This window comes from Pedobacter sp. (genome assembly GCF_037719805.1).
In the GTDB taxonomy this organism is placed as follows: Bacteria; Bacteroidota; Bacteroidia; order Sphingobacteriales; family Sphingobacteriaceae; genus Pedobacter.
The window spans coordinates 61,243-75,637 of sequence record NZ_JBBJLZ010000004.1 but is presented as its reverse complement, the minus strand read 5'-3'; the positions used below and the strand labels follow the sequence as shown (position 1 = coordinate 75,637).

The window sequence follows — 14,395 nt, the reverse complement described above, 5'->3', positions numbered from 1 at the left end:
TGTCCCGTCACAATGTGAAATTCAGGCTCATTAGAACATTTGTCATAAGTATAATCCTATTAACGTCATGATAGCGCAATGTCAACTTCTAACAACACAGAAGGAATTTTATGACAAACAATTACTTTTAAAATGGCTTCACTAAATACCGTAGTTAGAACATCAGTGAATTTATAATAAATGCAGTATACTTTAGAACAAAGCCTTGTAGATGCCTTACCTGTTGGTGCAGCGATTTTTACAGGTGTTGAACATACGATAAAAGCAGCTAACAAGCATATACTTGCCCTATGGAGTAAGGACTTTTCTGCGATCGGCCAGAACCTCCATGATGCAATACCTGAAATTAAAGACCAGCCTTTTTCCAATCTATTGACTGAAATATATAGAAGCGGTGAACCTTTTCATGACCCGGAAGGTATGGCGATGTTAATGATAAATGGTAATGTTCAGCCTGTCTATTTTGACTATTGGCTTACGCCTGTAAAGGATGAAGAAGGTAAAGTTGTTGCTGTGATGAACACTGTAATCAATACTTCAGAGAAGGTAAAAGAACAGCAAAATGCCAAAGAGGCGTCCGAGGCGTTAAAAGCTGTAAATGAGAAATTACAGATAAGCATTACTGAGCTGGGTGCATCCAATGCTGCTCTTAAAACAGCCGTGGAGCAATTAAGTGCCGCCAGGGAAGCTGCGCAACTCGGTTTGTTCGACTGGGATCTTATCGATCATACTTATACATGGGACGCACGCTTCAAACAAATGTTCGGCCTAAGCCCAGAGAATAATCCTGATCATTATTATATTATGATTAGCCGTTTACACGAGGATGATCGTGAACGTGTAAAACAGGCTGTCATTGACGCTCGTAATCTGGAACTTTCGGGAGGTAAATATGACATTGAGTACCGCATTGTGGGTGCAGGTGATGTTCCTGTACGTTGGGCAAGAGCCCTTGGGAGGGCTATATTTAATGAACAAGGTACGCCAATAAGATTTATTGGAACCTTAATGGACATTACTGATCAGGTATTAATCAGACAGCAATTAATAGCCAGTGAAGAGCGACTTAGCCTTGCTATAGAATCTGCGGATTTAGGCACCTGGTTTATCAATACCGAAACAGGGGTAATAACGCCATCTACTCGCGTAAAAGAAATGTTTGGATTCCATGCAGAAGAAGAAATGCCTTTAAACGCTGCTATTGACCAAATTGTCGAGGAATATCGCGACGGCGTAGTGGAGGCAATCAATTCAGCTATTGAAACTGGAAAACGCTATGATATCCAATATCCTGTTATTGGGTTCCGCGATGGAATTATAAGATGGGTACGCGCTACGGGGAAATTATACCCGGCAGAAAATGGTCAGAAACCAATCTTTTCTGGCACAATAGCAGACATTACTGAGCAGAAGCAAAACGAGCAGCGCAAAAATGATTTCATTAGTATGGTTAGCCACGAATTAAAAACTCCGCTCACCTCTACAATTGGTTATATTCAGGTTTCTCAAAAAAAGCTTGCGGCGAGCGGAGATACTGTTACTTTGGGAATGCTTGATCGGTCGTTAAGACAGTTAGGTAAAATGACCAAATTAATAAACGGCTTTCTTAATGTAGCACAACTTGAGGGAGGTAGAATTCACCTTGAAAAGAGTTTGTTTGACATGGCAGTACTTGTGAAAGAAATAGAAGAAAATTCTATACTAGAAGCGACTTCCAAGCGGATTTTTTTTCAGCCAATAGAGGAAACATGGGTATATATGGACAAGGATAAGATAGAACAAGTGATCAATAACTTTATCAGCAATGCCCTTAAATATTCACTGCCTCATACTACAGTCGAAGTAGCTTGTATAAGCAAGGGTGACTATGCCTATATCAGTGTAACAGATGTAGGAATGGGTATCAGAGCTCAAGACCAAGGGAAGCTTTTTAACAGGTTTTTCCGAGTTGAAAGCCAGGAGACAAAATCGATATCCGGTTTTGGTATTGGGCTTTTTATCTGCAAAGAAATCATACAGCGACATCATGGAGAAATCGGTGTTGAAAGCACCCCACAGAAAGGGAGCACGTTTTGGTTTACGCTCCCCCTGTCTTCCAAAGGTCTTGATTAAGTTATAACGACTTTATAATAAGTGAAGGATACTTAAAACTCAAAGCCTAACGGGATTTCTATGTAAAAGGTGGTGCCTATATGTTCTTCAGACTTAAACCAGACCTTTCCACCATGAGCCTCTGTCAAGATTTTTACAATCCACATGCCAAGTCCAACTGATTCTTCACCCTTTAAGCCTTTTCTTCCTGCTTGGGTGTGTTTATTAAAAAGAAAAGGCTGTAAGTTTTTAGGAATGCCAATGCCGTCATCCTGCACTTTAATTAGGAAACTTTTATCTAGTTTCTCAACATGAATATGAATCTTACCATGGTCATGAGTAAACTTTATGGCATTTGAGATGAGGTTATTAAGGATTTGCAAGAACTTCATGCTGTCAACCTCCGCAAAGATGGATTTATTAGAATGGGTGAAAGAAATATTTTTTTTGATGTTGTCCTGTAATTTAAAATAAATATCAGTCACTTGCTTGATTTCCCAGATAACGTCTAGTCGCTCTTTGCTGATAACTACATCAGCAGTAGACAAAAATTCTCTTCTTAACAAATTTTGTATCAGTGTAATATTCCGCTGTGAAATATCAGCGATCATTTTAGTTAGCTCATGGATTTCGGTATGATCAGGTAACTTTTTATTGATAATTGTTGTTAACAATTGAACCGTCCCCAGCGGTCCCCTTAAATCATGGGAAAGAATTTCTAGATTAGCATCCTTCCATCCAAGCACCTGCTGCATGTTAAATATGTTTGTTTTTCTGGCCGTATCGTCTTCGCCGATACCGGTTAGGTAGTCAACCTTACCATCATTCAATATTGGAGTAATCTTAAGCCTAATCCACCGCTCGTTGCCATCTGGTTGACAAATTCGAAAATTTAAAAGACTAATTGTCTTATTTTTTATAAGATGAAAGATTGCATTTCTTACATAGGGCAAGTCTTCTTTATAAATAATCTTAAATAATCGCTCAGGTGTTTGAAATAAGTTTTTGGATTTCCATTTTGTAATGACTTCAAAAGCAGCGTTAATATATTCAAGCTGTTTTTCTGTGTTATTGTAAATGAAAAAGATTTCATTCGACTGGTCGGCCATTTCTTTGAACAATTGATTGAAGCCTTTGCTCATATTTGGTTGTTATAATAACGATCAAAATACCGTATAAGATCCATACTTTCTTATTTCTAGTCCGTTAAGGATTATGTCACTAAGAAATTACGTCTTAAAAGTAATAAAAGACTAATAGCTAGGTATTTGGAATTAAGTAATGGTTGTGAGTAATTAATGCGGTAAAGGCTCAATGAAGATCAGTTCCAATCTTTACAAAGATAATATTGGAAGACCTTTGACATGATTCTTGCCAGATCATCACTTGTTAAGTACATCGCCTAATTTATGAGTGAATTTTCCGAGCAATGCCGATTCTGTAAAAGCAACCGTGGCGTTGGCAAACTCCAGACCCTTTGATTTAGCCGCACTAACGCCTAAAGAAAAGGATGCGCCTGGCCTGATAGCTTCTCGTCAAGTAGAACCTGAGCGGGTATTGGAGACTGATTGGTATAAGAGAGAGTGTAACATCGTGGAGGGCGTTCGAATATATTCAAGTGACTCTTCAAGAAAGAATCATGACTTAAAGTGAGAAATAGTGAGAAAATATGAGAAGTATTTTGCTCGTTCTGTCGTTGTATTTCTTACATTTAGTAATCACCTCCTTGTATATAACAGTTTATTAAGGGTTTTGAGTAAGACGAAAATCTAAGTAGGCAAAAAGCAAGGATTTGTCTCACAACGAACCTATACAACTACTGATTACCATCTTAACAATGAATGTTACTACCTCACCTCTTAGTGAAAATTTTTATTTTGAAAAATTATATAAGCTTTCTAATGATCTTATTTGTGTAGCTTCTACGGATGGATTTTTTAAACGCGTAAATCCTGCCTTTGAAAAAATCCTTGGTTGGACAGAAGATTATTTGCTTAACAATACCTTCAATGACCTTGTCCATCCCGAAGATCTGGCGCTAGCTAGTCAACAACTAGAAGAGTTTGGACTCGGCACTCCTGCTGAAAATTTAATACTGAGGACAAAATGCAAAGACGGTAGGTATAAGTATATTCAATGGGTTACAACACCCGAGCCGGAGACCGGCAATCTTTTTGCGATTGGTCGTGATATAACACTTGAAAAAGAAAGAGAGACGTTACTGCATAGTTCTGAAAGCAGGTTCCGTGCATTTTTCGAGAATTCTCAAGGATTAATGTGTACACACGACTTGAGTGGTGACTTGATGACTGTTAATTCAGCCGGTGCAGCGTTGTTGGGCTATTTGCCAGTAGATTTAGTCGGGCTTAACCTTTCGCAGATTATTAATCCTAAATACCGTAACAATTTTGCAGGCTACCTCCAATCGCTCAACCAAGATGGAAAATCGACAGGCCTAATGCATCTACAGCACCGGGATGGCTCCATGCTAATCTGGCTATTCAACAACGTATTAGAGCTAGACGCGGAGGGTAACCGTTATGTTATCGGCAACGCGATTGATATCACTGAACGGCACCGCCTTGAAACAGATTTGAAGCGTGTGCAGCGAATGCTGGAACAAACTAATAAAGTGGCCCGTATTGGCGCGTGGGAGATGGACATTATTCATGAAAAAATATATTGGTCAACTGTGACCAAGATCATACATGGTGTGGAAGCGGATTACGAACCGGTGTATGCGGAAGCAATTGATTTTTACACTGAAGAAGACCGAAGTATTATTAATGCGGCTGTCAATACAGCTTTGGAGCAAGGTACCTCATTTGATCTGGAAGTGAAATTAAAGACAAACTTAGGAGATACAATTTGGGTTAGGACTATTGGGACTCCTGAATTTGAAGGGGGAATATGTAGAAGGTTATACGGCACCTTTCAGGATATTGACGAAAAGAAAAAAGCTGAGCAAGCTTTGATCAATGAAAAGCTGCGGCTGACCGCATTTGTTGAACATTCGCCCGCGGCAGTGGTGATGATGGATACAAAGTTTCGATATGTGGCGGCTAGCCGCCGATGGAAATCGGACTACCACATTACGGAGGAAATCCTTGGTAGATCACAATACGAGGTACTTCCTAACCTTTCAGAAAGATGGAAAGAAGTTTGCAACCACTGTATGCTCGGTTTTAGCGAAAAAGGAGACGAAGATAAGTGGCGACCAGATGGTTTTGATCATGACCTTTATTTGCGTTGGGAAGTCATTCCCTGGTATAAATTCGACAACGTCATTGGGGGCATTATGGTATTTACCCAGGATATTACCGAAAGCTGTTTACAGCGGGAGGAGCTGAAAAGGGCAAAACTTCATGCAGAGCAGGCGAGCGTAGCAAAATCCGAGTTTTTAGCTAATATGAGCCACGAGATTCGCACGCCGCTCAATGGCGTTATCGGCTTTACTGACCTGGTACTTAAGACCTCCTTGAATACCACCCAGCACCAGTATTTGTCTATTGTCAATCAATCTGCCAACGCTCTACTCAGTATTATAAATGACATTCTGGACTTTTCCAAGATAGAGGCTGGCAAATTAGAGTTGGACGTTGAGCGTTGCGATCTATATGAAACCAGTAATCAGGCAGCAGATATTATGACCTATCAGGCCCAAAAAAAGGGCTTGGAAATGCTACTTAACATACCTGCAGACCTGCCTAGATTTATACACGCCGATTCTGTTCGCCTAAAACAAATTCTGATAAACCTATTGGGAAATGCCGTAAAATTCACTGAAAAGGGTGAGATAGAACTCAAAATTATGCCTTTAGATGAGTGGACTGACACAGGCATAACGCTACGGTTTGAAGTCCGCGACACTGGTATCGGGATACAAAAAGATAAGCAAAGCAAAATATTTGAGGCCTTTTCTCAAGAGGATGCATCTACCACTAAAAAGTACGGCGGCACGGGTCTTGGTTTAACAATTTCTAACAAACTCTTAGGCCTGATGGGCAGTAAACTTCAATTGAACAGTAGCCCTGATATGGGAAGTTGTTTTTTCTTCGACCTGACCTTAAAAGCAGAGAAAGGTGAAGCTGTTGTTTGGAATGAGGTACTTGACATTCAGAAAGCTCTGATTGTTGACGACAATGAGAATAATCGCTTGATCTTACGACAAATGCTCAAGCTAAAGAACATTGAGGTGGAGGAAGCCGCTAATGGCTTTGAAGCGCTTCAGTTTCTGGCACGTCAAAATAAATATGATGTAATCTTAATGGATTATCACATGCCGTACATGGATGGTTTGGAAACGATACGCAAAATACGAGAGAGCTTTACATCCAGCGCAGAGCAGTTGCCGCTGATCTTGTTACATAGTTCTTCAGACGACGAGACAATCCATCAGGCCTGTGACGAATTAACCATTAACGATCGCCTGGTAAAGCCGGTTAAAATGGAGGAGCTATTTAGCAGCCTCTACCGCTTAAATAAGTTTTCTTCGGTAGGCAAAGGCGATTCCAGTATAAAATTGGAACCATTGTTCACAACTAACTCTAAAGCCCTAACTATATTAGTTGTAGAAGACAATCTTGTAAACAAAATTTTGGCTAAAACCATTATTAACCGGATTGCACCCGAGGCCCGGCTTTTAGAAGCTGGCAACGGAAAGGAGGCATTGGCTCTATATGACAAGGCTGACCTAATTTTGATGGATATCCAAATGCCTGAAATGAATGGCTACGAAGCAACAAAGGCTATCCGACAAATGGAAGTTGGCCGCCGTGTACCAATTATAGCATTAACAGCTGGCAATGTAAAAGGTGAAAAAGAAAAGTGCCTGGAGGTGGGAATGGACGATTTCGTGGCTAAGCCTTTTGTGGAAGACACGATCATCAGGTTGTTTAAGGACTGGCTTGATCCGGCTTTACAGAAGAGCGATCTCATGCCGCAAGAGAATGGACAACTTAAGCAGAATCACTTCGATCTGTCGGTACTCAGAAGCCACGTAGGTTATGATGACAGTGTGATTAGTGAAGTACTTATCCTCACTCAGCAGGAACTTAAAAGATCCCTCTCCAGTATAAAGATCCTTGCAGATGAAGTGAACATACTTGGTTTAAAAGAATCAGGGCATAAGTTGTTTGGAACTGCTGCTGGGGTCGGACTAGAAATATTGGCTGGAATCGCCCGGCAATTAGAACATCTTAATCTGAATGATGCGAGAATTATTCCGGATCTAATTATAAAACTCGAGGAAGAAATGATAGTTAGTGAGCAACTTATTAACGAGCATCTAAAGGTTGTTTTTGGCTTCAAGTGAGTCGACCAACCGAATGCTATTAAAGTCTATAAATTCCACTAGAGTATTATATCATGCCCAATATAAATATTACCTCTAAAATACCTTGCGATGGATAATCTAAGAATCTTACATCTGGAGGATTCATGTAGTGATGCTGACTTAATTCACCGGGTATTAAAAAAAGGTAACCTTGAGTTTGAAACACTGCTTATTGGTACAAAGAAGGAATACCTTAGGGCATTGATCACTTTCGGACCTGACATTATTCTATGCGATCATTCCCTTCCCTCTTTTAACTCCTACGAGGCACTCGAAATCTTAAAAGATTCTTACTTAGATGTCCCATTCATATTAATCACGGCTAATGTATCTGAAGAGTTTGCTGTTGATGTAATAAAAAAAGGTGCCGACGATTATATCTTAAAAGACCGGCTTAAAAGACTGCCGCTGGCTATTGAAAACGCAATCGAAAAATACAGGTTCAAGAAAGAACGTCAACTATATATTGACGACGTCATAAAAAACGAAAAGCGCTTCAGATCTTTAATAGAGAACAGTTCTGATGGAATTGCTGTAATATCGGAGAATGGCAGGCCACAGTATCTCTCACCATCTTTCAGAAATATTCTGGGATACTCCTATGCAGTAAGTATGCAGTTTAATGTAATTGACCTGACACATCCGGAAGATATGGGATTGCTTGTGGAGTTAATGCAGAGAGCTATCGCCAGTCCGGGGGTCTCCTTCAAATGCGAGCCGACAAGAATGATCCACAGAAATGGCAACTGGCTGTGGGTTGAGCACATTTTAACAAATATGCTTCATGACTCCTCCATTGGTGGTATTGTAGCAAATTTTCGTGACATCACAGAGCGTATTGAAGCTGAACGTGTGAACAAAGAAAGCGAACAGAAATACCGTTCTTTTTATGAGAATAGCATGGATGGAATTTTATTAACGGTTATGGATGGCGACATTTTGGCTGCAAACCCGGCCGCCTGCGCAATATTTCAAATGACCGAAGAAGAGATCTGCAGGGTTGGAAGGTTGGGCCTGGTGGACAACAATGATCCTCGTGTGGCTGCAGGTCTTAAAGAAAGACGACTCAGTGGCAAGACATCAACGGAAGTCATTTGTATTCGTAAAGACGGTAGTAGATTTCCCGGTGAACTAACATCTGCTGTATTTAAGGACGGGGCTGGAAACGACCGTACTTCTATCATTATCAGGGATATTTCTATTCGGCGAAAAGCGGAAGTTGAAGTACTAAAAGCGTTTGAAGAAAAAAATGTAATTCTAGAAAGCATAGGTGACGCGTTTTTTGCGGTGGATGAAAATTGGATTGTTACTTATTGGAACAAGGAATCTGAGAGACTGTTACAAATTTCCCGGGAAATGGTTATTGGCAAAAACCTATGGCATGTATTCAAAGAAACTGACAATGCCTCATTTTATAAACACTACCGTAAAGCCTTTGAGAAAAACGTAAACCAACACTTCGAAACACTATATGAAAAGACTAACAGGTGGTTTGATATAACCGCCTATCCGTCTAGCAACGGACTTTCCGTATACCTTAAAGATATAACGGATAGGAAATTATCAGACTTAAGACTACTAGAACTGAACAGCGATCTTCAAAATTACACAAAAGAGCTCGTGATTTCCAATACGGAACTTGAACAATTCTCCTATATTATATCCCATAATTTAAGGGCTCCAGTAGCAAACATTATGGGCCTGACCATGGAGATGAAAGACGAATCTCATTCCCCTGAAACTAAAGACATATTGAACGATTCCCTTACGTCTTCTGCAAACCTGTTGAATAACGTCATTCTTGATTTAAATACTATCCTTACTGTAAAAAAGGAACTTTCTGCGAAGAAAGAATTGGTAAATCTCTCAGACTTAATTGATGATATTCAAGGTAGTGTGCACAATCTGATAGAAACTGAAGAGGTTAACATAAAGACAGACTTCACGCTGTTTAATGAGTTCCTTACCATAAAAAGCTTTTTCTATAGTATTTTTTTCAACCTCATTTCCAATAGTATCAAGTATCGACAGCTTCAAAGAAAACCGGTGATACAAATAAGGTCTTTTGAAAAAGACAGACACTTAGTAATTACTTTCAAGGACAATGGGATTGGCATAGACATCGCAAAAAGAAAAAATCAGCTTTTCGGTCTATATAAGCGCTTTCATCAGCATGTTGACGGAAAGGGAATGGGCTTGTTTATGGTAAAGACCCAAATTGAAACACTGAAAGGAACAATATCCATCGAAAGCACGGTTGATGAAGGTACTGAATTTACCATTACTTTTCCGATAGAATGATGTAATAAGTGGTACAAAAAATTGCCATTGTAAATCGATTTCTTATTTAATATTATGGTTGATATGAGGATAAGACTGAAAATTCTTGGCCCGCCTTAACATAGGGGTGTTGTATAGGCTGGCTAGGGGCCAGAAGCAAGCAGAGACCTACCTGATAGCCAGCAGACACCAAGGAAAGACCTAGCTGGAAAAACTCCATATAAACTAGTTACCGGGCTTTTGGCGGGCGGAAATACTGGACGGTGCTGTTATATATAGCACAATTGTTAAGCGCAGCAGTGTTTAACTGCTGAAACGAACCTACAACCCTTTGTCTCTGGAAAAGAAAGATTTACAAGTAATTTAGTAGCTGTATAGATAATCTTGGTAGCTAAACACTAATGATCGTTCGCTTTATAATAGGTTATAATACGTTACTTTAGGGCAATAACATTTAATATGAAATTTAAACTCCCTTCAATAGCTTCACTTTGGGCTAATACAATCAAAGTGTTTGTTAGATTTCCTGTAGAGGTGACAATCGCTCTTATCTGTGCGATTGTCTGGTACGTTGCCGTCGATAGCAAGCAAGATTCTGAAGTGACTGCAGAGATGATTAAATTTATTTTGGTGGGTAATCTCGCATTCACGCTATCACTTTCAGTCGATCTTTATTCAGAAGTTAATTCTTTTGAGTGGACAAAAAAGTGGCCCCTGCGTGTACTTGTCCTGGCCTTATGCACGGGACTATTTTTCTGGCTGAAGCCGAACTTTTACGACGCCGATAAATACCGTATTGCGCTACTTGCTTTTGCTTTCCACCTATTGGTTGCTTTTGCTCCATTTATCCGAAAAGGAAGTTTGGAAGGATTTTGGGAATACAATAAGTCTTTATTTCTTCGATTTCTGGCTTCTGCGCTATATGCCGGGGTCTTATATATTGGTTTAGCTGCTGGGCTTGCCACTATTGACGCCTTATTCAATGTCAATATAGACTTTGTAATATATATGCGTTTATTTGCTTTAGTGGTAGCCGGCTTCAGCACCATTTTCTTTCTTGCTGGAGTGCCATTAGTTGAGGAGTTAAGAAGCGATAACGTGGAATATCCAAAGGGATTGAGGTTGTTTACGCAATATGTGTTGATACCCTTGATGACGATCTATCTCGCTATCTTGCTGGTTTATGAGGTGAAGATTATCATTGCATGGGATTTTCCAAAAGGCATGGTATCTTTACTGATTTTAGGTTATGCCGTTTTTGGAATGCTATCGTTATTGCTGATTTACCCGACAAGGAATAAAGAGGGCTTCGGATGGATAAAACTATTCTCCAAATTCTTTTATCTGATGATGATACCACTCGTAATTCTCTTGTTGCTTGCTATATGGAAACGAGTGTCAAATTATGGTATAACTGAATCCAGGTACATACTGATATGTCTTGCAGGATGGTTATCATTTATAACTCTTTACTTTTTAATCAGTAGAAAACAGAATATAAAAGTAATTCCTGCCAGTCTGTGTGTATTAGCATTACTGGCTACTTATGGACCGCAAAGCGCTTTTTCTGTCTCCCGGTACTCGCAATTATCCCGCTTGAGAAAGTTAACGGAAAGTAAGGCAAAAGACGATGATCGTGCCCAGGTAGTCCGTTACTTAGTGCAAAATCATGGTCTGAGTACCCTACAGGCTTTTACTAAGGTTGATCTGGAAGCAATGGAATTAAGAATAGCTGCGAAAATGAATAAACGACAACGTTATGCAATCAGGTATGATCTTGTTGATACGGCCTATGCACTATTAAATATAGAGACAGAAAAAAGCGCAACAAATGAATACGCGACGTTCATTACTGCAGACGGAGCGACAGCCATAAATGGCTATGAATTCATTATATCTCTTGACACCTATGAAAGTAGGGTTGAATCTAAAATTAATGGAGTACCGTTTATTATCATAAAGGACGTTGCAAAAAACCGGTTAATGATATCTATAGGTGGTGCTAAGGATGCTGTTGTAATCGATTTAAATGCCGAGATTATTAGACTAAAGCAGTTGTATAAACAAGGAAAGTTAAACAAGACTAAGGAGGGGTATCAGACTTACTTCTTACCAAAAGGCTTCCAAATAGCGCCAATTCCCTATCAGAAATATGAGTTGCTATTTAGGCCGACTACTATTTCCGGTTCTGTTGAAAGTGGTAAGAATAGCAATTCAGATTACAAGGGCTTCTTACTCGTTAGGATTAAATAACTATTTTTATAACATGCAATTTAAATTTACTCTCCTCCTCATTCTCCTTTTTAAAATTACCCAACTACAAGGTCAGATTAACAAAGGAATTTTAACAAAGAATCATTCAGTTTCATCTGAAATATCTCCAGGGCAAAAACACCGCTTTCAGGTAGAATTGGCTAAAAGTCAATATGCTTCTTTGCATTTAATGCAGAAAGGTGTTGACTTAATGATAACAACCTACGATTCAAATGGACGAAAACTTGATGACTTCGATAGTCCGAATGGCAAAGATGGCCCTGAATTAATTACCATAAAATCAAGCATTAAAGGAAAATACAGTATTGAAATTTATCCAATTGAAGAAAGCGGAGCCAAAGGTGAGTATGAATTAAAGGTTCAATATATAAAACCAGGGTCTGTTACTCCGAATGAAAAAGTAGACGAGATTTTTACCGAATGGACCAATACTTATAGCCCAGGTGCTGCAATTGCAGTAGTGAAAGATGGAAAAGTACTTTACAAAAAAGGATATGGAATGGCAAATCTTGAGTATCTTATTCCCATCACACCATCTACAGTTTTTCATATTGCTTCTGTTTCTAAACAATTTACCGTGTTTGCCATCTTATTATTAGAGAAAGAAGGAAAATTATCGATTGACGACGATATCAGAAAATATATCCCTGAGGTCCCGGATTTCGGAAAGACTATTACTTTAAGACAATTAGCTTCGCATACAAGTGGACTTAGAGATCAGTGGGACTTATTGCGAATGGCTGGCTGGCGAATGGACGATGTAATTACGAAGGGACATATTTTAAGAATGGTTAGCAGGCAAAAAGAACTCAACTTTAATCCAGGTGATGAATTTTTATATTGTAATACAGGTTTCACCTTGCTAGCCGAAGTAGTATCCAGGGTATCTGGCAAGACGTTTGCCGAATACACAAAATCAAATATCTTTAATCCCCTCCAAATGTCAAGTACACTTTTTTATGATGATCACGAAAAAATAGTAAAAAATAGAGCCTATTCTTATAGGCCGGACAATAGTGGTTACAAGAAAAGTAATTTAAACTTCGCAAATGTTGGAGCTACAAGCCTTTTTACAACCGCCGAAGACCTAAGCAAATGGGCGTTAAACTTTTCTTCATTGAAAATTGGAAGTCAAGCAATAATCACCAAGATGAATTCCAAAGCAGTTTTAAACAATGGAAATACCATTGATTACGCTTTGGGTCAATCTGTTGGGAAATATAAAGGACTCAACGAAATTCAGCACGGTGGCGCAGATGCAGGATATCGAAGCTACTTAACCCGTTTTCCGGATCAAAAACTTGAGATCATAGCACTAAGTAATTCGGCATCCTTTGACATTAGAAAAATTGCGCACCAAATAGCTGACATCTACCTAAAAGGTAAGTTAATAGAAACTCCTGTACCGCAAAAAGCGGAACCTAACAAAATTATCTCAGTTGATAATAATTTGTTGAAAAGCTATGTTGGAGAATTTGAACTTCAACCTGGAATGATATTAAGTGTTACGGAAAACGGTGGTCAACTAAGCGCACAAGCAACAGCGCAACCAGCTTTTAAACTAATCGCGACTTCAAATACCGAATTTGAAGTTACATCGGTTGGTGCTAAAATCACATTCCTAGCTTCCGTTGCGGGAAAAGTCGATACGCTGCAACTTAATCAAGGTGCTGCAAACATTAAAGCCCCAAGAGTAAAAATCTCTGATAAACCTGTAAATAATTTGAAAGATTTTGAAGGTAAATTTTATAGTGACGAATTGGCCACGGAATATCGTCTTATAATCGCAAACGGAAAACTAACTCTTACGCATAACAGATTAGAAAATATTGAGCTTAACTCAGGAAATACTAAAGACATCTTTGACGGCGAGCTTGGGGAATTCAAATTTGTAAGGGATACTAATAATCTAATAATTGGATTCAAGATAAATTCTGGCCGCGTGAGAAACTTATGGGTTAAGAAGATTAGTTAAGCTGAGGTATATTAATAGCATCAGCTGAGTTATTTATAAAAAACGTTCATAAAGTACATCCTACTCCTAATCAATTTAGACTCCATTGGCCTATAGGAAAATGTTACCCTGCCCCTCTCCTTAAGAATGATATTGAACGGCTGGCCGAGTTTTTTGGTGAAATGATACACAGTAAGATACTCAGCAAGATCCTAATGCCAATTGCCCGTGCTATAAAGAGAAACTAAGGGAATTCGTTTCGATGCTGAATAAACGGAAAACGCCTGATCCGCGGCGAACAATTTACCTCCTTGTCGGTAGCGGTTTGTGTTCACTAAAGAATCCTGAAAAGCAGGCAAGAGGATGAGCCAATTTGACCAAGTCGCCGCTGCCATCGCTGGGATTACAGAATCTTCATTAGTATTTTTCCACTGCTGTGGAGATGAACAGGTTTTTAAGAA

At 39.2% G+C, this 14,395-nt stretch carries 7 protein-coding genes; 6 read left to right on the top strand and 1 reads right to left on the bottom strand.

Annotated features, from left to right (window positions below):
• Positions 1–180 precede the first annotated feature (180 nt).
• On the top strand, positions 181–2,112 hold the full coding sequence (locus tag WKF66_RS13440; protein WP_489674982.1) for an ATP-binding protein: 1,932 nt from the start codon (positions 181–183) through the stop codon (positions 2,110–2,112).
• Between the two features lie 32 nt (positions 2,113–2,144).
• On the opposite strand, the gene WKF66_RS13435 is transcribed toward WKF66_RS13440, so the two are convergent.
• Entirely contained in the window at positions 2,145–3,233 is a 1,089-nt protein-coding gene (locus WKF66_RS13435) for a PAS domain-containing sensor histidine kinase (RefSeq protein ID WP_489674981.1), read from the bottom strand.
• Positions 3,234–3,504: 271 nt separating this feature from the next.
• On the opposite strand from WKF66_RS13435, the gene WKF66_RS13430 reads away from it, so the two are divergent.
• From WKF66_RS13430 to WKF66_RS13410, 5 genes are all read left to right on the top strand, one after another.
• The gene (locus tag WKF66_RS13430) at positions 3,505–3,744 is read left to right on the top strand and encodes a hypothetical protein (RefSeq protein WP_489674980.1); all 240 of its coding nucleotides are present in this window, start codon (positions 3,505–3,507) and stop codon (positions 3,742–3,744) included.
• Between the two features lie 139 nt (positions 3,745–3,883).
• On the top strand, positions 3,884–7,405 hold the full coding sequence (locus WKF66_RS13425) for a PAS domain-containing hybrid sensor histidine kinase/response regulator (RefSeq protein WP_489674979.1): 3,522 nt from the start codon (positions 3,884–3,886) through the stop codon (positions 7,403–7,405).
• Between the two features lie 90 nt (positions 7,406–7,495).
• Positions 7,496–9,727, top strand: coding sequence for a PAS domain-containing sensor histidine kinase (locus WKF66_RS13420; RefSeq protein WP_489674978.1), 2,232 nt, complete (start codon positions 7,496–7,498; stop codon positions 9,725–9,727).
• Positions 9,728–10,165: 438 nt separating this feature from the next.
• Entirely contained in the window at positions 10,166–11,959 is a 1,794-nt protein-coding gene (locus tag WKF66_RS13415) for a DUF4153 domain-containing protein (protein WP_489674977.1), read from the top strand.
• A 13-nt stretch (positions 11,960–11,972) separates the two neighbouring features.
• Positions 11,973–13,955: a serine hydrolase gene (locus WKF66_RS13410; RefSeq protein ID WP_489674976.1), complete on the top strand. Its 1,983-nt coding sequence runs from the start codon at positions 11,973–11,975 to the stop codon at positions 13,953–13,955.
• Positions 13,956–14,395 lie beyond the last annotated feature (440 nt).

What these genes read in the sequence shown, in the direction of transcription:
- WKF66_RS13440 (WP_489674982.1), top strand. Translation starts at nt 181, where the DNA reads ATGCAGTATACTTTAGAACAAAGCCTTGTAGATGCCTTACCTGTTGGT.
- WKF66_RS13435 (WP_489674981.1), bottom strand. Translation starts at nt 3,233, where the DNA reads ATGAGCAAAGGCTTCAATCAATTGTTCAAAGAAATGGCCGACCAGTCG.
- WKF66_RS13420 (WP_489674978.1), top strand. Translation starts at nt 7,496, where the DNA reads ATGGATAATCTAAGAATCTTACATCTGGAGGATTCATGTAGTGATGCT.
- WKF66_RS13415 (WP_489674977.1), top strand. Translation starts at nt 10,166, where the DNA reads ATGAAATTTAAACTCCCTTCAATAGCTTCACTTTGGGCTAATACAATC.
- WKF66_RS13410 (WP_489674976.1), top strand. Translation starts at nt 11,973, where the DNA reads ATGCAATTTAAATTTACTCTCCTCCTCATTCTCCTTTTTAAAATTACC.